Genomic DNA, 23,266 nt, shown 5'->3' with positions numbered 1-23,266 from the left:
GGCCACGTGCCCCGACGCCCGGAGGTGAAGCCCGCGCACGGCGCTGGCCCGCCCGCAGACGAGGCTGCGGACGGGCCAGCGATGCAGGACCGATATGGGGCCAGGGGTCAGATCAGGCCCATCTCGGCCACGGCGGTCTTCTCCTCGACCAGCTCGGCGGCCGAGGCGTCGATGCGGCCGCGGGAGAACTCATCGATCTCCAGGCCCTCGACGATCTTCCACTCACCGTTGACCGAGGTGCAGGGGAAGGAGGAGATGATGCCCTCGGGGACGTCGTAGGAGCCGTCGGACATGATGGCCGCAGAGGTCCACGAGCCGGAGGTGCCCAGCACCCAGTCGTGGACGTGGTCGATGGCCGCCGAGGCCGCCGAGGCCGCCGAGGAGGCGCCGCGGGCCGCGATGATGGCCGCGCCGCGCTTGGCCACCGTGGGGATGAAGTCCTCCTCCACCCAGGCGCGGTCCGCCAGGATCTCGGGGATGGGCGCGCCCTTGATGGTGGCCTGGGTCAGGTCGGGGTACTGGGTGGTGGAGTGGTTGCCCCACACGGTCACCCGGTCGATGTCGCTGACATGCACCCCGGCCTTGGTGGCCAGCTGGGCCAGCGCGCGGTTGTGGTCCAGGCGGGTCATGGCGGTGAACCGCGAGGAGGGGATGTCCGGGGCGTGGGAGGCGGCGATGAGCGCGTTGGTATTGGCGGGGTTGCCCACCACCAGCACCTTGATGTCCTGGGCGGCACCGGCGTTGAGGGCCTCTCCCTGGGGGCCGAAGATGCCGCCGTTGGCCGACAGCAGGTCCGAGCGCTCCATCCCGGCCTTGCGGGGCATGGAGCCCACGAGGAAGGCGATGTTGGCGCCCTCGAAGGCGGCCTTGGGGTCATCGAAGATATCCACGGTGCCCAGGGTCGGGAAGGCGGCGTCGAAGAGCTCCATGGCGGTGCCCTCAGCGGCCTGGACCGCCTGGGGGATCTCCAGCAGGCGGAGGTTGACGCGCTGGTCAGGTCCCAGCAGGGCGCCGGAGGCGATGCGGAAGAGCAGCGCGTAGCCGATGTTGCCGGCCGCACCGGTGACGGTGATGTTGACGGGGGCGTTAGCCATCGAGGACTCCTTGTCAGGGTTCGTCGTCATGGGCGGCGGGCAGCGGCCCACCTGCCCAACGCTATGACGGCTGCCACCTGGGAACCTACCACGACGAGGAATTCGTGACTCTCACCACGGCCCTGAGGCGCTCGCGTTCCCCACGATCGACCGCCGAGAAGGGGACCGAAGCCCCAGGGCTGAGGCGCCGCCGCCCGCCAGACTCACCATGCCCGGTCATGCCCCGCACCGCTCCGCACGCCCCTTTACCGACCATCTTCCAGGTCTCTATAGTCGCATCGCGGCACGGTGCGCCCGGCTGCACCCTGCCTCCCTCCCGCATCCCAGGACGATCATGAGCTCACTGCGCTGGGCGTCTCGCCCGCTCCGTTCCCTCGCCCCGGCCCTGGCCCGCCGGCCCCGGGTCGCCTCGGCCCGGGGCCGACGCGCCAACGCCGCCGCCTTCACCCTGACCCTCCTGGGCGCCCTGGCCACCTGCTGGGCGCTCATCTCCACCGGGCGCGCCCTGGGGGCGCTGGTCGCGCAGGGCTCGCCCACCCCCTTCCTGCTGCAGGCCCTGGCGGCGGCCGGGGCCGCAGGGGCCTGCCAGGCGGCCTGCCAGATGATCGCCCGCTCCAGTGCCTCGGCCGAGGAGGCCCACCTGCGCCGCCTGGGCCTGACTCATCTGCTGGCCCTGGGACCGGCCCGGGCCACGGACCTGCGCACAGGCGCCACGGTCTCCCTGCTGGCCGACGGCGTTGAACGAATCGCCCTGTACCGCCAGACCTTCCTGGCACCCACCGCCGCGGCCGCCGCCGCGCCCCTGGCAGGCCTGGCGCTCCTGGCGCTGGCCGCCGATCATGTCACCGCCGCGGTCCTGGCCGGGGCGGTGATCGCGGTTCCGGCGGTGATCGCGGTGGCGCACATGGCGATGCGATCCCCCTCCTCGGAGTCTCGGCGCGCCCGCAGCCGCCTGGCCGCCGAGTACCTCGACGCCATCCAGGGGCTGACCACCCTGACCCTGGCCCGTGCCGCCCGACTGACCCGGGAGCGACTGAGCGAGGCGGGTCAGGACAACCGCCGCGCGGTGATGAGCCTGCTGGCCGGCAATCAGCTCGTCATCCTCATCACCGACGGCCTGTTCTCCCTGCTCGTCATCACCATGGCAGCGGGCCTGGCCCTGCACCGGCTGGGCACCGGTGCGATCGGCCCGGGAGATGCCCTGGCGATCGTCCTGGTCTCCTACGCGCTGCTGGAGCCCTTGCACCATGTGGGGGCCTTCTTCTACGTGGGCATGGGGGGCATGGCGAATCAGCGCGCCCTGCGCAGGCTGCTCTCCCGCCCGCTCGCGGGCACGGCGCCCACCGGCCAGGAGATGACGGAGTCGGGCCCGGCGCCCGAGGAGGACTCCGCCGAGTCCATGAGCGAGTCGGGCATGCCTGATGAGCCGGATGCGCCCGATGCGGCGCCGCCCACCTGCCCCCGGGCCGAGGTGCTCCTGGAATCGGTGGAGGCCACCTGGGAGCCCGAGGGCCCCGCCGTGGTCCAGGAGGTCGACCTGCGCGTGGAGCACGGGGAGCATGTGGCTGTCATCGGGCCCTCGGGCTCGGGCAAGTCCACGCTTGTGGCCCTGCTGTCCGGCGATCTGCTTCCCGCCTCCGGCGCCGTACGGGTGGCCGGCACCGAGCTGACCGCGGCGACCCAGGACACAGTGCGCGCCGCCAGTGCCCTGGTGTCGCAGTCCACGTGGCTGTTCACCGGGACCATCGCTGACAACCTGCTCCTGGCCCGCCCCGGGGCGACGCATGACCAGATGTGGCAGGCCCTGGAGTCCGCCAATCTCGACCGGGAGGTGGCCCTCATGCCCCAGGGCCTGGACACGCCCGTGGGCGAGGCGGGCATGGGCCTGTCCGGCGGGCAGGCCCAGCGCCTGTCCCTGGCGCGCGCGGTCCTGGCGGACCGCCCCCTGCTGCTGCTCGATGAGCCCACCAGCCAGGTGGACCTCGCCAGCGAGGCGGCCATCGTCGAGGCCGTGGAGCGCCTGTCGGGAACCCGCACCATCGTCACGGTCTCCCACCGCGCCGGCGCCCTGTCCCGAGCGGACCGCACGGTGCGCGTGTCCCAGGGCCGAGTCACCGAGGAGGCCTCATGAGCACCGATGCCCGCATCGAGGATCGCACTGGACGCACCGAGCACATGGATCCCCTGGACAACATGGAGCCTCTGGACAGTCTCCCCCAGGATCGTCATCCCAGCCGAGGAGAGCTGTGGCGCTGGCTGCTGGGGGTGACGCGTCCGGCTCTCACCGCCCTGGCGGGCTCGACCGCCTGCCGCGTCGTCGAGCAGCTGGCGGGGATCGCCATGCTGGCCCTGGGCGCGCACGCCGTGGCCAGCACTGCCCTGGCCCTGGCCCAGGGGCGCGCCCCGGGAGCCATCTGGCCGGTGCTGGCAACGATGGCGGCCCTGGCCGTCATCAAGGCGGCCCTGCGCTATGGGGAGCAGTTCCTGGGGCACATGGTGGCCTTCAAGGCTCTGGAGCTGCTGCGCGAGCAGATCTTCACCGCGCTGATCCCCCGCTCCCCCCAGGTGTCCCTGACCATGCGCTCGGGGGACCTGCTGACCCGCTCCACCAAGGATGTCGACCGCATCGAGGTCTTCTTCGCCCACACCATCGCCCCACTCGCCTGCGCGGTCGTGCTTCCCACCGTGGTCCTGTCCGCCATCGGCACCACCGTGTCCTGGGCGGTGGCCGGCGCCGCGGCGGCCGTGCTGGCCACCGGGCTGATCATCGTGCCCCTGCTGGGACGGGCCGCCGGACTGGCCGCCTCGCGGGCCGCAGCCCGCCAGCGCGCGCGCCTGAGCCAGCACGTCACCGACACCGTCCAGGGCATGAGCGAGGTGGTGGGCTTCGGGCGGAGCCAGGAGCGGGTCGAGGAGATGGGCCGCATCGACGCGGCCCTGGGCGGAGCCGTGCGCCCGGCCGTCACCTGGGCGGCGGTGCGTCGCGGCACCAATCATCTGGTCTGCCTGGCCGCCCCCATCGCCGTGGTGGCCCTGGGCGCCGGTCATGTGGCCGAGGGCGCCATCGAGCTGCCCGTGCTGGCGGCCGCCGCCGCGGCCGTGCTGCGCCTGGGCGACACGGTGCGCGGCATCGAGGATCTGGCCTCCGCCATGGCCACCGCCCAGGCCTCGGCCGAGAGGGTCTGGCAGGTCGTCACCGCGCCGACCCAGGCACCCGAGGGCACCAAGGACCTGACGACGGGCATCTCCCACGAGATCCTGTGGCAGGACGTCAGCTACACCTATCCGGGCGCCACCCGTCCCGCACTGGAATCGGTGAGCCTGCGGGCCAAGGCCGGGCAGTGGACCTGCCTGGTGGGGGCCTCGGGCTCGGGCAAGACAACGCTGGCCCAGCTGGTGGCCCGCTTCGATGCGCCCACCAGCGGGCGCATCGTCATCGACGGGGTGGATCTTGGCGACCTGCGCTCCCACAGCCTGTATCGGGAGATCGGCCTGGTCCCCCAGCACCCCCACCTGTTCAGGGCCACGGTGGCGGAGAACCTGCGGCTGGCTGCGCCGTCGGCCAGCCACGCCGAGCTGGAGCGGGCCTGCCGGGCGGCCGGCATCCATGAGGAGATCGAGGCCCTCCCCCAGGGCTACGACACCCTGGTGGGCGAGCGGGGCGAGTCGCTCTCAGGCGGTCAGCGCCAGCGCCTGGCCCTGGCCCGAGTGCTTCTGGCGCGCCCCACCACGCTGCTGCTCGACGAGTTCTCCGCGCATCTGGATCCCCAGACGGACGCCGCGGTGCGCGCCTCGGTGCGCGACTACCTGGAGGGGGCCACGATCATCGAGATCACCCACCGGGTGCAGTGGCTGGACCAGGCCGATCACGTCGTCGTCCTGGACGGCGGACAGGTGGTCCAGTCGGGGCGACCGGCGGATCTCCTTGAGGCCGACGGCCCTCTGCGCGCCCTGGCGGCCCGGGACTGAGCCGGGGAAGGGAGCCTGCCCCCAAGGCCCTGGCGCGCACGACCGCCCGCTTTTCCTTCATGGCAACGAGGAAGTGTCGGCCCTTGCGCACACGACCGCCCGGTGCCTGTCGCGGAGCCGGGCTCCACGGCTGGCGCCGGGCGGTCGCCGATGAGCGCGGGATGGGATCTCGTGGCCGAGACTGCCGCCCTGCGCTGCCCCTGCTGCTCAGGCCTGGTCGTGAGCTCGGACCTGGTCGTGACCCCGATGCTGGCGGCGCGCACGCGCGCCCTGGCGCCCAAGGCGGGACCGTGAGGGCCGGCGGGCCGCGCCCCGGCGCCCCTGCTGAGGCCGGTCGTTCCCCTTGTCGAGGTCCTCAGGGCTGACCACGCCCTCGATGCTGACGCCGTGCAGGTAGGCCATGCCGTCGAAGGCGAGCCTGCGGATATTCGCGGGCTCGGCCTCGTCCCCGATGCGCCCTCCGGCCATGCGGTCGACGATGAGGGCGATGGCGCCGTCGCCGGTGACATTCGTGGCAGTGCCGAAGGAGTCCAGGGCGATGTAGGTGGCGATCATGAGGGCCACCTGGTCCTCGTTGAAGCCGAGCATGGAGGACAGCAGTCCGGTGGCGGCCATGATGGCCCCACCGGGAACGCCCGGGGCCGCCACCATGGTGATGCCCAGCATGAAGATGAAGCCCACCCACTGCGCGGCGGAGATCTCGATGCCCTGGGACAGCGCGATGGCGAAGGCGAAGGCGAAGATCTTGGAGGTCGAGCCGGCCAGGTGGATGGTGGCGCACAGGGGCACGGTGAAGGAGGCCTGGGGTGAGTGGTGTTTCTCGGACAGGGGAGGATTTTCATCCTCCTTTGATTCGATAGGATGGAGCCATGTCAAGGGCAAAGTACTCTGATGAGTTCAAGGAACAAGTGGTGCGCGAGGTGATCGAGAAGGAACGGTCGATCGCGTCGGTGGCCGCTTCCTACGAGTTGGTGCCCCAGACGGTGGGCAACTGGGTCGCGAAGCACAGGAAGGAGCACGGCAGCGCTGAGGAAAGAGAAGCGGTTGCCGAAGCCGAGGAGGTAGCCCGCCTGAGGAAACAGGTCCGCGAGCTGCAGCAGGAGAACGAGTTCCTGAAAAAAGCGGCGGCCTTCTTCGCGAAGGAACAGCGGTGAGTCACAAGTATGCGCTCATCAATCGCGAGGAAGGCAACTACCCGATCGTCTCGATGTGCCGGTGGTCGAAGGTCTCCCGTTCGGGCTACTACTCCTGGCGGGACCGGCCACAATCGGCGACCTCAATGAGAAGGGAAGAGCTGACGGCCCTGATCAAGGCCGAGTTCGAGGCCTCGGACGGCACCTACGGGTACCGCAGGATTACCGCCCGTCTGGGGCGCAGAGGCGTGGTGGCGCACCATGACACCGTGCGCTCCATCATGCGCGAGCGCGGCCTGGTGGCCGCTCAGCCTCGCCGAAGGACTCGCACCACCACCCCGGCGGCCGACCTGAAGGAGTGGCCAGACCTGGTGGAGCGCGACTTCACCGCCACGGCGCCAGGAACCAAGTGGGTCGGGGACATCACCTATATCCGCACCTGGGTGGGATTCGTCTACCTGGCCACCGTCCTGGACTGCGCCACGAAGAAGGTCGTGGGCTATGCGATGGCTGATCACATGCGCACTGAGCTTGTCTGCCAGGCTATTGATATGGCGGTGCGCAACTGCCCGCCGGTGACAGGAACGACGATCTTTCACTCCGACCGGGGGTCGCAGTACACCTGTCAGAAATTCGCTGAGCACCTGGGCGCCTATGGTATTCGCTTGTCGGTGGGCAGGACCGGGGTGTGCTGGGACAATGCGTGGGCGGAGTCCTTCAATGCCACGCTCAAGAATGAGAGGGTGCACCGGATGGTGTATCCCACACGGGGCAAGGCCATGAATGATATTGCCTCATGGATCGAGCTGGTCTACAATCACACCCGGCTGCATTCTTCTCTGGGATATCGCACTCCTAACGAGGTGGAGCGCGAGCTCCTGGACCACAAGAAGGCAGCCTGACCAACACAACACACAGTCCGAAAAACACCCAGCAGTCCAGCCACCGCGTCGGACACGCCGTTCTTCTTGACCTGACCCAGGGTCACCGGGATGGTCGCCGCCGAGGAGGAGGTGCCCAGGGCCGTGAAGTAGGCCGGCAGCATCGTCACCATGGCGGTGATCGGGTTCTTGCCGGAGATGGCGCCCGCCACCAGGTACTGGACCGCCAGGATGACCACCTCCAGGACGAGGACCACCACGACCACCTTCAGCAGGGTGCGCATGATGTCCCAGGCCTCACCGGTGTAGGTGAGGTTGAGGAAGATGCCGAAGATGTGCAGCGGCAGCAGCGGGACGATGATCCTCTCGATGAGGCCGGTGATGATGGCGCGGAACTCGATCGCGCCCTTGCGCAGCACGCCGCGGGGCACCAGGGACAGCCCGACGCCCAGGAGGAAGGACAGCAGCAGCGCGGTCATCACCTCCATGGCCGGGGGCATCTCCACGGTGGTGAAGTAGTTCGTCAGCGCGCTCTGGGGCTCCTCGACATCGCGCAAGGACCCCTGGCTCAGGAAGCGGGGAAGGACCTGGGCGCACACCAGGTAGGTGATGAAACCGGCGAAGAGCGTCGAGCCGTAGGCCATGGCGGCGGTGATGGCCAGCCACCTGCCCGCCCCACGGCCGAGCTCGGCGATGGCCGGGGTGACCAGGCCGATGATGATCAGCGGGATCGAGAAGGACAGGAACTGGCTGAACAGTCCCGAGAAGGTGGCGAACACATTGCCCACCGGCGCGGGGATGAGGTGAGTGTCGCCAATGCGGATCGAGCCGAGCGCCAGGGCCAGAACGATGGCTGTGATCACCCATGGCAGGATGCCGCCGGGGATGCGAGGCGCCTCGCCGGGGCGCCGCTCGGTGGCCTGTGACATTGCAGATGCCTTCCATATCGTGAGGGGCGCCGGGGAAGGGCGCCATGAGACGTGGGGCAGACTGCCATATTCCCGCGGAATCAGCGCGCCGGGCCCGGCCTGCGGACACGTCGTCCGGGGCTCACTGCATGGCGGGCAGGTTGGCGTAGGGCGCCAGGAGGAAGATGATGATGGCCAGGGCCACGCCGAAGGCGACGTCGAAGCCCCGGCCTCGGGCGGCGATCCAGGACCCGTTGGGGCGCTGGAGCCGGACCATGGACAGGGCCAGGATGCCCACGGCCAGCCACAGGACCGCCGCGCGCCCCTGCCCGAGCAGGGCCAGGGCGGGAACGAGGGCCAGTCCCAGGAACACCGCGGCGACGGCCATGGTGCGATAGCGGCGCAATCGGTCCGTCGGTTCGTGCTCCTGGCTCACCCCCGCAGTCTAACCGCGCCCTGGCCGGCGCCCCTCCAGGCAGGATCCGCCGCAGATCACAGGACTGCGCCCCGGCCGCACGGAGAGGGCCTCAGTGGGAGAAGTGGCGGGCGCCGGTGAGGTACATGGTGACCCCGGCGGCCTGGGCGGCGGCGATGACCTCCTCATCGCGAATGGAGCCGCCCGGCTGGACCACGGCGCGCACCCCCGCATCGATGAGCACCTGGAGGCCGTCGGCGAAGGGGAAGAAGGCGTCGGAGGCCGCCACGGCGCCGGCGGCGCGCTGCGGAGGGGCCTCCTGGAGGATCTCGGCGGCATCCGCCCCGCCCACGGCGCCCGAGGCCGGTTCTGAAGCCGAAGCTGCGGCGTCCCCTGTGGCACGCGCCCCCAGGGTGTTGGCGCGCTCGACGGCCAGGCGGCAGGAGTCGACCCGGTTGACCTGCCCCATGCCCACGCCGACGGTCGCGCCGTCGCGGGCCAGCAGGATGGCATTGGACTTCACCGCGCGCACGGCGCGCCAGGCGAAGGCGAGGTCGGCCAGGGTCGCCTCGTCGGCGGCGGGCCCGGCGGCCAGGGTCCAGGTGGTGGGGTCGTCATCGCCGGCCTGGTAGGTGTCGCGCTCCTGGACAACGGCGCCCCCGGAGATCGGCTTGATCTCCCAGCCCTGGCGCGCCGGCGCCTCGACGACGAGCAGGCGCAGGTTCTTCTTGGCGCGCAGGATCTCCACCGCCTCCTCCTCGAAGGCCGGGGCGGCGACCACCTCGGTGAAGATGGGGGCGATCTGACGGGCCATGGCGGCGGTGACGGTCACATTGGTGGCGATGACGCCGCCGAAGGCGGAGACGGGATCGCAGGCGTGGGCCTTGCGGTGGGCCTCGGCGACATCGCCGCTGGCGCTGACGGCCACGCCGCAGGGGTTGGCATGCTTGATGATGGCCACGCAGGCCTGCTCGCCATGGTCGTGGGCGGCCCGCAGCGCCGCATCGGTGTCCGTGTAGTTGTTGTAGCTCATGGCCTTGCCACTGAGCTGGCGGGCACTGGCCACTCCCCCGATGGTGCCCGGCGCGGTGTAGACGGCCGCGCCCTGGTGGGGGTTCTCGCCATATCGCAGGGCGGCCAGGCGCTGGTAGCCGGCGCCGACGTAGGCCGGTGGCGCCTCCGGGCCCGCGGACTCACCCGGGTCAGAGGCTGCCAGGTCCACCCGGTCGGCCTCGACCTGCCGGGCCATCCATGTGGCCACGGCGGCATCGTAGGCGGCGGTGTGGGCGTAGGCCGCCGCCGCCAGGGACCTGCGCTCATCGAGGGTGAAGCCGCCCTGCTCCAGGGCGGTGGCGACCTCCCCGTAGGCGGCGGGGTCGGTGACGACGGCGACCCCCGGGTGGTTCTTGGCGGCGGCGCGCAGCATGGCGGGGCCGCCGATGTCGATCTGCTCGACGCAGGCGTCGAAGGGGGCCCCTGAGGCGACGGTGGCGGTGAAGGGGTAGAGGTTGACCACCACCAGGTCGATGGGGGCCAGGCCCAGGGAGTCGAGCTGGGCCAGGTGCTCGGGCTTGCGGCGGTCGGCCAGGATGCCGGCGTGGATGGCGGGGTGGAGGGTCTTGACCCGGCCCTCGAGGCACTCGGGGAAGTCCGTGACCTCCTCCACCGCGGTGACCGGCAGACCCGCGGCGGCGATGGTGGCGGCCGTCGAGCCGGTGGACAGGATCTCCACCCCGGCGCCCACCAGGGCGGAGGCCAGCTCGGTCAGACCGGTCTTGTCATAGACGGAGACCAGGGCTCGGCGCAGGGGCAGGCGGTCGGGGTTGATCAGACCATCGGTGGGCACATGAGCCGTGGGCACCGGGGCCGCAGCGGTGGTCGAGGCGGGAGTCGCAGTGGGCTGCTGGGAGGAGTGGCTGGTCACAAGATGCTCCTGGAGAGGCCGGGGTCGCGGGACGCCCAGGCGGGCGACGTCCCCTCACGTGGTTGTCCTGCCGCTCCCCGGTGGTGGCCCACCCTCGCCAGTTGCGGCCGGGATCAGTCTAGGGGGTGGTGGGCGATGATGCGCCCCAGCGGGCCCGGGCGTCAGGCGCGGTCCTCCTGGCGGACCAGGCGCGAGATGGTCTCGATGAGCTGGGGGGTCTCAGCGGCCTTGATGCGCTCGGTCAGGCTGGCCTCGTCGTCGTCGGGCAGGACGGGGACCTCCACCTGGGCGATGTGGGCTCCGGTGTCCACGCCCTCATCGACCCAGAACACCGTGGCCCCCGCTCGGGTGGCGCCCGCCGCCAGGGCGTCGCGGACGGCGTGGGCGCCGGGGAAGTCCGGCAGGAGGGAGGGATGGGTGTTGATGATCCTGCCGGGGAACCGGTTGAGGAACCCGGGGCCCAGGATGCGCATGAAGCCGGCGCAGACCACCAGGTCGGGGTCGTGCTCCCCCACGGCAAGGGCCAGGGCCTCATCCCAGTTGGCGCGCGCGGCGTAGTCCTCCATGGCCACGACTGCGGCGGGCACGCCGGCGGCGCGCGCATGCTCGATGCCCTGGCAGGGCTTGTCGGCGACGACGCCCGCCACACGCGCGCCGTACGCGGGGTCCTGGCAGGCCCGCAGGAGGGCGACCAGGTTGGAGCCTGTCCCCGAGACGAGCACCACCAGGCTCGCAGGGCTCCGCATGGTCTCAGTCATCGTCATCACCTGTGCTTCCTGCGCTCTTCCCGGGCTCGGCGCCCCGGGTGCTGGTCGGGCCCTCGGCGCGGGCGGCCTGGCGGCGCCAGTCGCTCCACGGGGCGGTGCCCCGCCGCGGGGCGGGCACGGTCTCGATGCGGTCGGTCGCCTCCCCCGCCTCCTCGTCCCTGCGGTCCCCTCCACGCGCTGAGGGGGATCCCGACGCGCGTGCGGGTCGGGGCGGCGCGGGCCGGGCCGGGCGCGGGGCGGGGTCAGGGCTGCGCTCAGGGGCGTCGTGGCCGCTGTCGTGAGGATCGCCGTCGTAGCCGTCATCGCCGTCGTCCTCATCACCGCCGGGTGCCGGCTGCGCTGCGGCGGCACCGCGGGAGGCCCGGCGCTCCCGGGCGGATTCGACGGCGGTCTCCACCGACTCCTCCATGCGCGACCTGGCTCCGCTGGCGGCCCCGGAGGCCAGGGACAGCGTGTAGGGGTGGGACAGGACCGCGATCGCGCCCAGCCCTGCGGCGACCTCCAGGAAGACGAACAGGACGGCGTAGCCGAGCTGGGGCCCGGTGGTGGCCATGCGCCCCGGCCCCACCGGTCCGGAGGCCGCCAGGCACAGCGCGCCCATCCCCAGGGCGACGACCGCTGAGGCCAGGAGGGCGGCGGCCACCGCATGGCGGACCCTCAAGGCGTAGAGGACCCGGCGGCGCCTCCAGGCGGCCACCATCGCCCCGGCGGTGACGACCAGCGGCAGATAGATGCCGGCCGTGCCCATGGGGGTAGTGGGCAGGAGCCCCAGCAGCGGCAGGCCGGGAACCGGGCCGGGCACCACCCGGTCCGGGGCGAAGACGCTGTCGTGGCCCACGGCGAAGCCCGCCCCCACCAGCCAGGAGCATGCCCAGACCGCTGCCGTTGGCAGCCAGCCGGCCTGCAGGGCGATCAGCCCCAGGGAGGCCATGATCCCGCCCCCGGCCACTGAGTCGTGCAGATGGGAGACCCTCCCCGCTCCCCCGATGATCGCGGCGATGAGGACCAGGGCGGTGAGGATGCCCAGGGCTCGGGTGGCGCCTCGGGCCAGGGACAGGCCCGGGCTGACCCAGTGGGGTCGGGCCTGCCACAGGCGCGTCAAGACCGGGTGCCGCACGCCCTCGCGGCGCAGCCTGAGGGCCACCACGGCCGCGGTCAGCGCGGCGATCCCCGCCACCGCGGGCCACACCTGCGCCCAGGCGGGGCCGGTCAGGCAGGCCAGGACGGCGGTGGCCGCCGAGGAGGCCACGATCCACGCCCCCGAGGCGATCGTGGTGGGCCGGGCGCGGCGCACGCAGTTCCAGGTCCACACCGCCTGCAGGGCGGTCAGCCCCAGCAGGGGCAGCCCCAGGGCGCCGTCCGGCCCAAAGGCCTGCCCCATCCTGCCGCCGAATCCCAGGCTCCACAGGGCGGTCCCGGTGCGCAGGCCGTCGCCCACCCCCAGGGCCGCTGCGGCGTCGAGGCCGGAGGACGACAGCGCGACCGCCACGGTGGTCAGCACGACCAGCAGCCAGCCCAGGCCGACGGACTCCAGGCCCGCTCGCAGTGCCCACGCCCAGTCGGCGGGGCGCAGCCGATCCAGGATCACGCGGCCCCGCCGGTGGTGAGCCCGTAGAGCTCTCGGGCGATCTGGGCCGTCTGGCTGGGGGTGCGGCCCACCTTGACGCCTGCGGCCTCCAGGGCCTCCTTCTTGGCCTCGGCGGTTCCCGCCGAGCCGGAGACGATGGCGCCGGCATGCCCCATGGTCTTGCCCTCGGGGGCGGTGAATCCGGCGACGTAGCCGACCACCGGGGTGGTCATGTGCTCGCGGATGTAGGCGGCGGCGCGCTCCTCGGCGTCGCCCCCGATCTCGCCGATCATGACCACCAGGCGGGTGTCGGGGTCGGCCTCGAAGGCCTGGAGGGCATCGATATGGGTGGTGCCGACCACGGGGTCCCCGCCGATGCCGATGCAGGTGGTGAAGCCCAGGTCGGAGAGCTCGTGCATGAGCTGGTAGGTCAGAGTGCCCGACTTGGAGACCAGGCCGATGGGCCCGGGGCCGGTGATGTCGGGCGGGGTGATGCCCACATTGGAGCGTCCCGGGGAGATGATGCCCGGGCAGTTGGGGCCGATGATCCGGGTGCCCTTGGCTGCGGCGTAGGCGCGGAACTCGGTGGCGTCGGCCACCGGGATGCCCTCGGTGATGACGACAACCAGCCGCATCCCGGCGTCAACCGCCTCGATGACGGCGCCCTTGGCGAAGGCGGGGGGCACGAAGACGACCGAGACCTCGGCGCCCGTGGCCTGCCTGGCCTCCGCCACGGTGCCGTGGACCGGGACCTCGACGGTGCCGGCGCTCACCGCCGCCGCCCCGGGACCCGTGGGCTCGACCTCGAAGGCCACGGTGGTGCCGGCCTTGCGCGGGTTGACCCCGGCGACGATCCGGGTGCCGGCGCTGATCATGCGGCGGGTGTGCTTGCGGCCCTCGGAGCCGGTCATGCCCTGGACGATGACGCGGTCGGACTCGGTCAGGAAGATGCTCATGGCTCAGGCCTCCTGGGCGGGGGTGTCGGTGGTGGGACGCTCGGCCTTCGGCTCCGCCGAGCCGATCCGCTCGGCGATGGCGGTCACGGTGTCGGCGGCCCCGTCCATGGTCTGGGCGACGGTCACGCCCTCGATGGCGGCCTCGGCGAGAATCCGGTGGGCGAGGTCGGCGTTGTTGCCGTCCAGGCGCACCACCACGGGCTTGGGCAGGCCGCCCAACGACTCCACGGCGGAGACGATGCCCTGGGCGACGGTGTCGCAGGAGGTGATGCCGCCGAAGACGTTGACCAGGATGGTGCGCACCTGGGGGTCGGAGGCCACGACCTCCAGGCCGGTGGCCATGACCTCGGCCGAGGACCCGCCCCCCAGATCCAGGAAGTTGGCGGGCCGCATCCCCCCATGGGCCTGGCCCGCGCCGGCCACCACATCCAGGGTGGACATGACCAGGCCGGCTCCGTTGCCCAGGACACCGACCTGCCCCTCCAGGCGAACGTAGTTCAGGCCGGCGGCCTTGGCCCGGGCCTCCAGGGGGTCGTCGGCCTCGGCGTCGACCAGGGCCTCGTGCTCGGGGTGGCGGAAGCGGGCGTTGTCATCCAGGGTGACCTTGCCGTCCAGGGCCAGGATGCGGCCGTCCTCGGCCAGGACCAGGGGGTTGACCTCCACCAGGGTGGCGTCCTCGTCGGTGAAGACGCCCCACAGCTGCTCGATGACCGCGGCCACGGCGTCGGCGGTGGCGCCCGGCTCGAAGCCGGCGGCCTGGACGATGCGCTGGGCGACCTGCGGGGTCAGGCCCTCCAGGGGGTCGACGCCGATGCGGGCCAGGGCCTCGGGGCGCTCCTTGGCCAGGGTCTCGATGTCCACGCCGCCCTCGCGCGAGCACATGGCCAGGTACTGGCGCTCGGCGCGGTCCAGGAGGATGGAGACGTAGTACTCCTCGGCGATGTCCGCGCCCTCGGAGATCAGGACGGTGCGCACCGTGTGGCCCTTGATGTCCATGCCCAGGATCGCCTCGGCGTGCTGGCGGGCCTCGGCGGCGCTGCGGGCGAGCTTGACGCCGCCGGCCTTGCCGCGACCCCCGGTCTTGACCTGGGCCTTGACCACGAGGAGGCCGGCGCCGGCCTGCAGCAGGCTGGCGGCCTCGGCCTCGGCCTGGTCAGGCGTGGTCGCGGTCCCGCCCCTGAGGACGGGCACACCGTGGGAGCGGAAGAGCTCCCTGGCCTGATACTCGTAGAGATCCATCGCTCGTCCTCCCGGGACGTGGTTGGTGACTGTCTGCGCCGCGGGCCAGCACTGGCCGGCACGCACCCTGTATGAGCCTAACGTTCCAGCGCCGCGCGCGGCGGGACGATGGGGACTGCGAGTCGGCGCGCAGCTGGGTGCTCGTCGCCTGATGGCCGCATCATGATGCTGTGCTGCGCAGGCAGGCCCGCGGCCTACCGGCAGCGCATGGGCCGCTGCGTCGACGTCGTCGGCCGGCGCTAAGCAGGGTCCCCGGCCGCGCGGATGGGGGCACAATAGGACCTGAGCACTGATGCCCGCCCGGAAGGATGCCCCATGACCGCCGTCGTCCCATCCCCCTCCCCGCTCAAGATCGGAGTCCTGACCTCTGGGGGCGACGCCCAGGGCATGAACGCGGCCGTGCGCGGCGTGGTGCGCACCGCCCTGCGCTTGGGCGCCAAGCCCTACGCGGTCATGGAGGGCTGGGCCGGCGCCGTCGCCGGCGGGGACGCCATCCGCCCGCTGGCCTGGGACTCCGTCAGCTCGATCCTCCAGCGCGGGGGAACCATCATCGGCACCGCCCGCTCCGCGGAGTTCCGCGAGCGCGCCGGGCAGCTGGCGGCCGCCCGCCACCTGCTGGCCCACGGCATCGACCGGCTCGTGGTCATCGGCGGGGACGGCTCCCTGACCGGCACCAACGAGTTCCGCAAGAACTGGCCCTCCCTGCTCGAGGAGCTGGTGGAGGGCGGCGACATCCCGGCTGAGACGGCCCAGGCCCACCCCGAGCTCATGGTCACCGGGATCGTCGGCTCCATCGACAACGACCTGGTGGGCGCCGACATGACCATCGGCACCGACTCGGCCCTGCACCGCATCCTGGAGGCCATCGACGACATCTCCTCAACCGCGGCCTCCCATCAGCGCACCTTCGTCGTGGAGGTCATGGGCCGCCACTGCGGCTACCTGGCGCTCATGGCAGCCATGGCCGGGGGATGCGACTACGTGCTGGTCCCCGAGCTTCCCCCGGGCCGCAACTGGGAGGAGGACATGTGCCTCAGGCTCAAGGAGGGCCGCGAGGCGGGGCGGCGCGAGTCCATGGTCATCGTGGCCGAGGGGGCCACTGACCGGGCCGGGAACCGCATCACGGCCGACGACGTCAAGCAGGTCCTGTCCGACCGCCTGGGCGAGTCGGCGCGAGTGACCATCCTGGGCCATGTCCAGCGCGGTGGCCGGCCCAGCGCCTACGACCGCTGGATGTCCACGCTGCTGGGCTGCGCCGCGGCCCGTGAGGTCATCACCATGGAGCCCGAGGCCGAGCCGGTCATCATCGCCGAGCGCCACAACCGGATCCGACGCCTGCCCATGATGAAGCAGGTGGAGGCGACCCGCGCGGTCAAGGATCTGGTGGCGGCGCAGGACTACCTGGCGGCGGTCAAGGCCCGCGGCGGCAGCTTCGAGCAGATGCTCACCATCTTCGAGACCATGTCCATCCCCCCGCTGCCCGATCACGACCCCAGCCGCGGCCCGGACGGCGCCAGGCGCAAGCGGGTGGCGATCCTTCACGCCGGCGGCCTGGCCCCGGGCATGAACACGGCGGCGCGCGCCGCCGTGCGCCTGGGCATCGATCACGGCTTCACGATGCTGGGCGTCCACGGCGGCTTCCCCGGGCTGCTGGACGGCGAGGTGCGCGAGCTGACCTGGGCCGACGTCGAGGGCTGGGTGGGCGACGGCGGCGCCGCCCTGGGGACGCGCCGGGAGATCCCCGAGATCGAGCAGCTCTACGCCCTGGGCAGGGAGATCGAGAAGCACGAGATCGACGCCCTGCTCATCATCGGCGGGTTCAACGCCTACCTGAGCGCTCACCGCCTGGTCACCGAGCGGGATCGCTACCCCGCCTTCCGCATCCCGATCGTGTGCGTCCCGGCCTCCATCGACAACAACCTGCCGGGCTCGGAGTTGAGCATCGGGGCGGACACGGCGCTGAACAACGCGGTGGCGGCCCTCGACGCCATCAAGCTCTCCGCGGCGGCCTCCCACCGCTGCTTCGTGGCCGAGATGATGGGCCGCAAGTGCGGGTACCTCTCGCTCATCTCGGGCATTGCCACCGGTGCTGAGAAGGTCTACCTCCACGAGGACGGCATCCGGCTGTCCACCCTGGCGGCCGACTCCGAGCGGATGGTGGAGTCCTTCCGCTCGGGCCGCAGCCTCTACCTGGTGGTGCGCAACGAGCGGGCCTCGGAGCACTACACCACTGACGTCCTGGCGCATATCTTCGCCGAGGAGGGCCGGGGGCTCTACGACGTGCGGGAGGCCGTGATCGGGCATCTCCAGCAGGGCGGCAACCCCACCGCCTTCGACCGGATCATGGCCACCAAGCTGGTGGCCCACGCCCTGGACCTGCTCGCCGCGGACCTGGAGGGCCGGGGCGACGGCGCCTCCTATGTGGGGCTGGTGGGCGGCAAGGTCTCCCACAGCCTCCTGGAGCGCATGAACGACGAGTTGGACCGGGATAACCGCCGCCCCCGTCACCAGTGGTGGCTGGGCATGCGCGACGCCGTCGACCTGGTCAGCCAGGACGTCGGGGTGCTGCCGCTGGAGGCGGTCCCGGACTTCGGCCAGGCCGTCGACCAGGCCGCCGCCGGCTAACCCTCCGTGACTCCGCCAATTTGCGTGAGTTCGTACTTTTCCGGGCCCGGAAAAGTACGAACTCACGCAAATTGGCGGAGTCAGGGGCGGCGGGGCTGCCTGAGCGCCAGCACCGTCAGGGTGAAGACCAGGGGGATGCCCGCGCAGACCATGAGCGCGGCGCGAAGGCCCGTGCCGCCGTCGTCGGGCAGCGCCGCCGCCACGGCGGACAGCGGCCCGCCCGCCTCGGCCAGGCCCGCCAGGCGCCCGGCCAGGGCGGGCCCCACGGTCGCCCCGCCGTCGCCGGCCAGAGCCAGGACCGCGAACATGGCGGCGCCGCCGGCGGGGAATCGTGCAGCGGTCAGGGAGATCGTCCCCGGCCACAGCAGGCTGATGCACAGTCCCGTCATCGCGCAGCCCAGCAGGCTGACCACCGGATGCCAGGCGGTGGCCGCCACCAGGTAGCAGATCACCGCGCCCGCGCTGGAGACTGCCAGGGCCACCCGCAGGTCGACCCGCTCGCCCGCCAGCCCATAGGCCATGCGCCCCAGGCCCATGAGCAGGGCGAAGAGCCCGGGGCCCATGAGGTCTCCGATCTCCTTGGGCACGCCCGTGGCCGACTCGGCGAAGAAGGAGGACCACTGCGCCATGGTCAGCTCGGCCGCCCCGCCGGTGACCATGAGGACGAGCGCCGCCAGGAAGACCGGGCTCCCCGCCAGGCGGCGAAGCGGCGTGCGCGACTCCTCCCCGACCGTCTCGGGGAAGGGCACCCGGGCGAAGACCAGGCCATTGACCGCCGGCACCAGCGCCCAGATGAGTGGCAGCACCGGCCAGGCGCCCAGGCCGATCAGCGCCAGGGCGCCGGTGCTCAGCATGACGACGGCCAGCTGCCCCCAGCAGTAGAAGGAGTGCAGCAGCGCCATGGCCGAGGCCTTGCCCTCGGCCGGCGAGGGCAGGTGCTCGACGACGGGACTGACCAACACCTCCAGCAGTCCGCCGCCGACGGCGTAGACGCTGACCGCGACCGCCAGGCCCCACATGGGGTCCATGACCTGGGGCAGGAGGGCCAGCAGCACCAGGCCCGCGGTGGCGGCGGCGTGCGCCACCAGCATGGGGCGCCGGTAGCCGACGCGGTCGATGACCCGGATGGCGGCCAGGTCGGTGACGAGCTGAACGGCGAAGTTCAGTGAGGCCAGGGCTCCCAGTTGGGCCACGCCCAGACCCAGCCGCGTGTGGAAGGCGATGAACAGCAGGGGCGCCAGGTTGTTGACGATGGCCTGGACCACGAATCCGGCGTAGCTGGCGCGCCTGGTGGCGGTGAAGGTCAGGGGGCGTGAGACGGGGCGAGTGGGCTGGGGGCGCACAGGCAGACCCTACTCCCCCGCCTCAGCGCCGGCTCACAGGGTGCCCAGGTTGCACTGCGCCAGGTAGCGCCGCGTGGCGATCGCATTGGGCAGGGGGAAGGCCGGGTCGACCGGGTAGAGGTCCTGCTCGACGACGACGTTGAGGTCCTTGCCCAGCCCCGCCAGGGCGTCGATGAGCGCCCGCATCTCGGGCTGGCCCTGGGGAGGGGTCACCGAGACCCCGTGGGCCACGGCCTGGGCGAAGGACCACCCGTTGCGGCGGGTCTCTGCCAGAACCTGGGGGTCCATGGCCTTGATGTGGACAAAACCGATCCGCTCGCCGTGGTCGCGGATGATCTTCAGGGGGTCGCCGCCGCCGTAGACGACGTGGCCGGTGTCCAGGCACAGGGAGACCAGGTCGGGGTCGGTGTCCGCCAGGGCGCGGGCGATCTGCTCGGCGGACTCGATGTAGGTGTCCCCGTGGGGGTGAACCTGGAGGGTCATGCCGTAGTCCTCGCGCAGGAGGGCGCCCACATGGTTGAGCCCCTCCATGTAGACCGCCCAGTCCTCCTCGTCGATGGTGCGCGGCTCGACCTGCTCAGAGGTCTTGTAGTCGATGTAGGGGGTGGGCAGGTAGACCAGGTGCTTCGCCCCGAGCTCGCTGACAAGGGCGGCGACGTCGCGGATCCCCTTCTCGGTGGCGGGCCAGTCCTCGCGGTGGTGCAGGGGGCCGCCCTGGGTCCCCGCCACAACCGTCAGGCCTCGGGCCGCGGTCTCCCGGGCCAGGACGGCCGGGTCGGTCGGGAAGTAGCCGTGGGGCCCGGTCTCCAGGTACTCGAATCCAGCCTCGGCCATCTGGTCGAGGGTGGTCATCGGGCCGATCTGCTGGTCGTCCTGGGGGAACCACACTCCCCAGGAGTCGGGCGCGATGCCGAGGGCCAGGCGGGAGTAGGCGGGGTCGGCGCTGCGGGCCTTGCACGGGGCCGCTGAGGGTGCTGCGGCGGTCGTCTCAGCGGTGGTGCCGGGGCGGTCCGCGCCGGGGGTGCTGGGGGTGTGTGCGGTGTCAGTCATGGGGGTGTTCATCCTCGTCGATGCTCGTTGACCTTCAGTTTTAGCACGTGCTAACGTCTGACGGGCACGACGTTACGGGCCGGACCGAGGCTGTGTCAACCGCAGCAGGCCCCTCCCGAGCGCAGGCGGGCAGCACCCGCTCGCAGCCCCGTGGCGGGGACCGAGCGGCCCAGCGCCGTCGTCGGACCCGGGCACGGCCGCCCGGCATCGGCGGCGCCCACAAGCACAACGAACCGAGCACCACCCAGGGAGGAACCCCATGACCACCATCACCATCGCCCTCATCGGAGCGGGCTACGCCGGGCAGTCCCACGCCTTCGGCTACCGCAACGCCCAGCTCGACGACGCCCTCAACGGCGTCGAGATCGTCCTGGACACGGTCGTGGATCCCAACGAGGAGCTGGCCAACCACGTGGCCGGCAAGTACGGATTCGCCAAGGCCTCCACCGACATCGAGCAGGTGCTGGCCGACCCGGCAATCGACGCCGTCTCCCTGGCCCTGCCCAACCGGCTCTACGTCGACATCGTCCCCAAGGCGCTGGCGGCGGGCAAGCACGTGTTCTGCGAGAAGCCCCTGGGGCTGGACGCCGCCGAGGCCGAGGTCATCGTCAAGGCCGCGCAGGCCTCCGATCGCATCAACGCCGTCGGCTTCTCCTTCCGCCGCATCCCGGCGCTGGCGGCCCTGCGCGACCTGGTCGCCGCCGGGGCCCTGGGGGAGATCGAGCACTTCCGCGCCCACTACTACGCCGACTACGCCGCCGATCCCGACCAGCCCCTGACCTAGCGCTTCATCCAGGAGCAGTCCGGCGGCGGCGCCCTGGCGGATATCGGTGCCCACGCCCTGGACACGGTGCGCCACGTCGTCGGCGAGATCACCGAGGTGACCAGCGCTCAGCTGGAGACGGTCATCAAGGACCGGCCCCTGCCGGCCGGGGGCATCGGCCACTCCCAGAAGGCCTCGGCCACCGAGCGCGGGGAGGTCACCAACGATGACATCGCCAATCTCTCGGTGCGCACGGCCACAGGGGCCATCGGCTCCATCACGCTGAGCCGCATCGCTCTGGGCACCCCCAACGACCTGGGCATCGAGGTCTACGGCACCCGGGGCCACGCCCGCTTCTCCTCGGCCTCCATGGACGCCCTGACCGTCTACCAGGCAGGCTCTGAGGAGCCCGGCATGGACGGGCCGCGCACGGTGGCGGCCGGCCCGGCCTTCCCCTACTTCGCCTCGACCGCGGCCATGCCCGGGCGCGGGGTCGGCACCGGCTATGGCGAGGCCTTCATGGCCGAGATCCAGGAGTTCGTCAAGGCACTGGCGGGCATGGGCGAGGTGACCAACCCCTTCCGCGACGCCATCCCCACCATGCGCGCCATCTCGGCGGCCCAGGCCTGCGCCGCCCAGGGTCGTCCCGTGGCGGTCGAGTGACGCGCAGACCCCGGGGACGGCAGGGTCCGCGGAGTCCGGGGTGGGCCCTGGGCCGGACACAGGGCCGGGCGGCGGCGGAGCCGCGCGCCTGCGAGGGCCGGGCCGGACGGGCCCGCGGCACCCCTCCCCCGCCGGCCGGCTCGCCTTGGCCGGCCGGCGGGCTCCCTATGATCGGGGCATGAGTTCCAGCCAGCGCCGCCGCTACGTCACGCAGGCCGACGTCGCGCGCGAGGCCGGCGTCTCGCGCCCCCTGGTGTCCCTGGTCATGAAGGGCTCGCCGCATGTCTCGGATGACAAGCGCCAGCGGGTCCTCCAGGCCGCTGCCGAGCTGGGCTACCTGGGCAACGGCCTGGCCACCTCGCTGGCGGGCAACCGCTCCCACTGCATCATCGGCTTCCTGGCCCAGGCGCTGTCCAACCCGGTGTTCGTCGACGTGCACGATGGCCTGGCCGAGGAGCTGATGGCGGCCGGGCACCGGGTGGTGGTCATGCAGGGCGGCATGGATCCCGCGCAGGAGGACCGCAGTCTGCGCGACCTGGTGGCGCTCCGCCCCGACGGCGTGGTCCTGGCTGGCTACGCGGGCTCCACCGGCGCCCTGCGCGCCGCCCTGCACTCCCTGCCGGTGGTCTGCGTGACCCGGGACGTGCCCGAGGCGGGGGTGGACAGCGTTGTGGGCGACGATGACGCGGCGGCCCGCGAGGTCACCGAGCGCCTCATCGCCCTGGGGCACCGGCGCATCGCGCATGTTCCCCTGCCCGCCTCCATCCCCTACGAGGACCGGGCCCGCAGCTATGCGGCCACGATGCGCGACCACGGCCTGGAGCCCCTCCTCATCCCCACCGATCAGGTCTCCTCGGCGAGCGCGGCGCGCGCCGTGCGGGAGGCGATCGACGCCTCGCTGCGGGCAGGAGAGCCACTGCCGACGGCGCTCTTCTGCGGCAACGATGTGCTGGCGCTGGGGGCGCTGGACGCGGTGCGCGAGCGCGGCCTGCGCGTGCCCGAGGACATCTCGATCGTCGGATTCGACGACACCGAGATCGCCGGCCGCCTGGGGCTGAGCTCGGTCAACCAGCACAGTCGTGAGCTGGGGCGCCTGGCCGCCTCGATCCTCGTGGCGCGCATCGGGGGCGGAGCCGCGGAGAAGGAGGCCGGTCCAGGGGCCGGCGAGGACGACGCCGCTAACGACGCCGGCTCCGTGCACCGCCTGGCCCCGACCTTCGTTCCCCGGGCGTCGATCGGCCCGCCGCCATGAGGCGGTCGCGGCGCCTCACTCGGCGATGGTCAGGATGTCCTCGACGTCCTGGCGAGTGGGGGCGAAGTCGCCCAGGGGGTTGCCTGCGGGGTGGCCCAGGGCCAGGCCGATGGCCAGGGTCTCCTCCTCACCGATTCCCATGACCTCGCGCACGATGTCCGGGTACTTGACGAGCTCGTAGGCGTTGATGGCGCCCAGGCCCCTATCGAAAGCGGCTAGCGCGATGAGAGCGGAGAAGGCGCCGAGGTCGTGGATCGACCACAGCGAGGAGCCCACGGGGATGGTGAGGTAGACGATGGCCTGCGCATTGAACAGGAGGCCCTGGGAGGCCCCGAAGCTCTCCGGCTCGTCAGCGAAATGCACGCTGATCTGATTGAAGAGATCGGCCATATTCGCCTGCGCCGCCGTCGACCACTCGGTGCGGGGCATGACGGGGAACTCGGTGTGGCCCTGCTCGCCCGACGCGACCCTGGCCGCGTGGAGCTCCTTGATGCGGGCCAGGGTCTGGCCGGTGGCGATGCGCACTCTCCAGGGCTGGGAGTTGGCCCACGACGGCGCTTTCTGGGCGGTGCGCACGATCTCCACCAGGTCCTGCCGGTCGACGGGCTGGTCGGTGAAGTCGCGCACCGAATGGCGCCTGGCCACAACCTCGCTGAACTCCATGATGCTCTCCTTGCTCGATGAGGCGACGCTCGATGAGGCGACGCGCGCAGCGTC

Annotated in this window: 18 protein-coding genes, 2 pseudogenes and 1 riboswitch; of the genes and pseudogenes, 8 read left to right on the top strand and 12 right to left on the bottom strand. The window is 72.0% G+C overall.

Annotated features, from left to right (window positions below):
• Positions 1 to 107 precede the first annotated feature (107 nt).
• Complete coding sequence (locus EL266_RS06660; RefSeq protein ID WP_026428138.1) at positions 108 to 1,094, bottom strand: malate dehydrogenase; 987 nt, start codon at positions 1,092 to 1,094, stop codon at positions 108 to 110.
• A 334-nt stretch (positions 1,095 to 1,428) separates the two neighbouring features.
• Here EL266_RS06660 and EL266_RS06655 point away from each other — a divergent pair, with 334 nt between their 5' ends.
• Complete coding sequence (locus EL266_RS06655; RefSeq protein WP_051281484.1) at positions 1,429 to 3,225, top strand: ATP-binding cassette domain-containing protein; 1,797 nt, start codon at positions 1,429 to 1,431, stop codon at positions 3,223 to 3,225.
• A complete protein-coding gene (gene cydC / locus EL266_RS06650) occupies positions 3,222 to 5,063 on the top strand; it encodes a thiol reductant ABC exporter subunit CydC (protein WP_084501199.1) in 1,842 nt (613 codons plus the stop codon). Before EL266_RS06655 ends, cydC begins: the two co-directional genes overlap by 4 nt.
• 348 nt (positions 5,064 to 5,411) lie before the next feature.
• Here cydC and EL266_RS06645 read toward each other — a convergent pair.
• A pseudogene (locus tag EL266_RS06645) lies at positions 5,412 to 5,864 on the bottom strand (cation:dicarboxylate symporter family transporter); the annotation flags it as partial.
• Positions 5,865 to 5,932: 68 nt separating this feature from the next.
• On the opposite strand from EL266_RS06645, the gene EL266_RS06640 reads away from it, so the two are divergent.
• Complete coding sequence (locus tag EL266_RS06640) at positions 5,933 to 6,217, top strand: transposase (protein ID WP_026427393.1); 285 nt, start codon at positions 5,933 to 5,935, stop codon at positions 6,215 to 6,217.
• Positions 6,214 to 7,098 (top strand): IS3 family transposase, encoded by an 885-nt coding sequence (locus EL266_RS06635; protein ID WP_026427392.1) that lies wholly within the window; start codon positions 6,214 to 6,216, stop codon positions 7,096 to 7,098. Before EL266_RS06640 ends, EL266_RS06635 begins: the two co-directional genes overlap by 4 nt.
• Before the next feature lie 38 nt (positions 7,099 to 7,136).
• Here the strand turns inward: EL266_RS06635 and EL266_RS06630 are convergent.
• From EL266_RS06630 to sucC, 7 genes and pseudogenes are all read right to left on the bottom strand, one after another.
• Positions 7,137 to 8,006 (bottom strand): annotated as a pseudogene (locus EL266_RS06630) (cation:dicarboxylate symporter family transporter); the annotation flags it as partial.
• Positions 8,007 to 8,127: 121 nt separating this feature from the next.
• On the bottom strand, positions 8,128 to 8,421 hold the full coding sequence (locus tag EL266_RS06625) for a DUF3017 domain-containing protein (RefSeq protein ID WP_232012134.1): 294 nt from the start codon (positions 8,419 to 8,421) through the stop codon (positions 8,128 to 8,130).
• A 91-nt stretch (positions 8,422 to 8,512) separates the two neighbouring features.
• On the bottom strand, positions 8,513 to 10,261 hold the full coding sequence (gene purH / locus EL266_RS06620) for a bifunctional phosphoribosylaminoimidazolecarboxamide formyltransferase/IMP cyclohydrolase (protein ID WP_026427330.1): 1,749 nt from the start codon (positions 10,259 to 10,261) through the stop codon (positions 8,513 to 8,515).
• A gap of 89 nt (positions 10,262 to 10,350) precedes the next feature.
• Positions 10,351 to 10,439, bottom strand: a riboswitch (ZMP/ZTP riboswitch).
• A gap of 46 nt (positions 10,440 to 10,485) precedes the next feature.
• Positions 10,486 to 11,082, bottom strand: a complete 597-nt coding sequence (purN, locus tag EL266_RS06615; RefSeq protein ID WP_026427331.1) for a phosphoribosylglycinamide formyltransferase — start codon at positions 11,080 to 11,082, stop codon at positions 10,486 to 10,488.
• Complete coding sequence (locus EL266_RS06610) at positions 11,075 to 12,679, bottom strand: cell division protein PerM (RefSeq protein ID WP_197719276.1); 1,605 nt, start codon at positions 12,677 to 12,679, stop codon at positions 11,075 to 11,077. Before EL266_RS06610 ends, purN begins: the two co-directional genes overlap by 8 nt.
• Positions 12,676 to 13,614, bottom strand: a complete 939-nt coding sequence (gene sucD / locus EL266_RS06605; RefSeq protein ID WP_026427332.1) for a succinate--CoA ligase subunit alpha — start codon at positions 13,612 to 13,614, stop codon at positions 12,676 to 12,678. The genes EL266_RS06610 and sucD overlap by 4 nt, the downstream gene beginning before the upstream one ends.
• Before the next feature lie 3 nt (positions 13,615 to 13,617).
• Positions 13,618 to 14,853 carry an ADP-forming succinate--CoA ligase subunit beta gene (gene sucC / locus EL266_RS06600; protein ID WP_051281302.1) on the bottom strand — a complete coding sequence of 412 codons (1,236 nt, stop codon included), beginning with the start codon at positions 14,851 to 14,853 and terminating at the stop codon, positions 13,618 to 13,620.
• Positions 14,854 to 15,168: 315 nt separating this feature from the next.
• Between sucC and EL266_RS06595 the strand changes: the two genes are divergently transcribed.
• Positions 15,169 to 17,478, top strand: coding sequence for a 6-phosphofructokinase (locus EL266_RS06595; RefSeq protein WP_026427333.1), 2,310 nt, complete (start codon positions 15,169 to 15,171; stop codon positions 17,476 to 17,478).
• An 80-nt stretch (positions 17,479 to 17,558) separates the two neighbouring features.
• Here EL266_RS06595 and EL266_RS06590 read toward each other — a convergent pair whose 3' ends face one another.
• The gene (locus EL266_RS06590) at positions 17,559 to 18,821 is read right to left on the bottom strand and encodes an MFS transporter (protein ID WP_232012133.1); all 1,263 of its coding nucleotides are present in this window, start codon (positions 18,819 to 18,821) and stop codon (positions 17,559 to 17,561) included.
• A gap of 33 nt (positions 18,822 to 18,854) precedes the next feature.
• The gene (locus EL266_RS06585) at positions 18,855 to 19,871 is read right to left on the bottom strand and encodes a sugar phosphate isomerase/epimerase family protein (protein ID WP_084500904.1); all 1,017 of its coding nucleotides are present in this window, start codon (positions 19,869 to 19,871) and stop codon (positions 18,855 to 18,857) included.
• A gap of 259 nt (positions 19,872 to 20,130) precedes the next feature.
• Between EL266_RS06585 and EL266_RS06580 the strand changes: the two genes are divergently transcribed.
• From EL266_RS06580 to EL266_RS06570, 3 genes are all read left to right on the top strand, one after another.
• The gene (locus EL266_RS06580; RefSeq protein ID WP_051281303.1) at positions 20,131 to 20,655 is read left to right on the top strand and encodes a Gfo/Idh/MocA family protein; all 525 of its coding nucleotides are present in this window, start codon (positions 20,131 to 20,133) and stop codon (positions 20,653 to 20,655) included.
• A gap of 6 nt (positions 20,656 to 20,661) precedes the next feature.
• Positions 20,662 to 21,297, top strand: coding sequence for a Gfo/Idh/MocA family protein (locus EL266_RS06575; protein ID WP_269471452.1), 636 nt, complete (start codon positions 20,662 to 20,664; stop codon positions 21,295 to 21,297).
• A gap of 178 nt (positions 21,298 to 21,475) precedes the next feature.
• Positions 21,476 to 22,549 carry a LacI family DNA-binding transcriptional regulator gene (locus EL266_RS06570; protein ID WP_051281305.1) on the top strand — a complete coding sequence of 358 codons (1,074 nt, stop codon included), beginning with the start codon at positions 21,476 to 21,478 and terminating at the stop codon, positions 22,547 to 22,549.
• A 15-nt stretch (positions 22,550 to 22,564) separates the two neighbouring features.
• Here the strand turns inward: EL266_RS06570 and EL266_RS06565 are convergent, their stop codons facing one another.
• Positions 22,565 to 23,212, bottom strand: a complete 648-nt coding sequence (locus EL266_RS06565) for a nitroreductase (protein WP_026427334.1) — start codon at positions 23,210 to 23,212, stop codon at positions 22,565 to 22,567.
• Between the last annotated feature and the right edge of the window lie 54 nt (positions 23,213 to 23,266).

Source organism: Actinomyces slackii, from assembly GCF_900637295.1.
Lineage (GTDB): Bacteria > Actinomycetota > Actinomycetes > Actinomycetales > Actinomycetaceae > Actinomyces > Actinomyces slackii.
This window is presented reverse-complemented; position numbering and strand designations above follow the sequence as displayed.

Bases quoted from the DNA above. Each gene is read 5' to 3' on its own strand.
- EL266_RS06640 (WP_026427393.1), top strand. From the start codon at position 5,933: ATGTCAAGGGCAAAGTACTCTGATGAGTTCAAGGAACAAGTGGTGCGC.
- cydC (WP_084501199.1), top strand. From the start codon at position 3,222: ATGAGCACCGATGCCCGCATCGAGGATCGCACTGGACGCACCGAGCAC.
- EL266_RS06580 (WP_051281303.1), top strand. From the start codon at position 20,131: ATGACCACCATCACCATCGCCCTCATCGGAGCGGGCTACGCCGGGCAG.
- purN (WP_026427331.1), bottom strand. From the start codon at position 11,082: ATGACTGAGACCATGCGGAGCCCTGCGAGCCTGGTGGTGCTCGTCTCG.
- EL266_RS06585 (WP_084500904.1), bottom strand. From the start codon at position 19,871: ATGACTGACACCGCACACACCCCCAGCACCCCCGGCGCGGACCGCCCC.
- sucC (WP_051281302.1), bottom strand. From the start codon at position 14,853: ATGGATCTCTACGAGTATCAGGCCAGGGAGCTCTTCCGCTCCCACGGT.
- sucD (WP_026427332.1), bottom strand. From the start codon at position 13,614: ATGAGCATCTTCCTGACCGAGTCCGACCGCGTCATCGTCCAGGGCATG.
- EL266_RS06570 (WP_051281305.1), top strand. From the start codon at position 21,476: ATGAGTTCCAGCCAGCGCCGCCGCTACGTCACGCAGGCCGACGTCGCG.
- EL266_RS06660 (WP_026428138.1), bottom strand. From the start codon at position 1,094: ATGGCTAACGCCCCCGTCAACATCACCGTCACCGGTGCGGCCGGCAAC.
- EL266_RS06565 (WP_026427334.1), bottom strand. From the start codon at position 23,212: ATGGAGTTCAGCGAGGTTGTGGCCAGGCGCCATTCGGTGCGCGACTTC.
- EL266_RS06595 (WP_026427333.1), top strand. From the start codon at position 15,169: ATGACCGCCGTCGTCCCATCCCCCTCCCCGCTCAAGATCGGAGTCCTG.
- EL266_RS06655 (WP_051281484.1), top strand. From the start codon at position 1,429: ATGAGCTCACTGCGCTGGGCGTCTCGCCCGCTCCGTTCCCTCGCCCCG.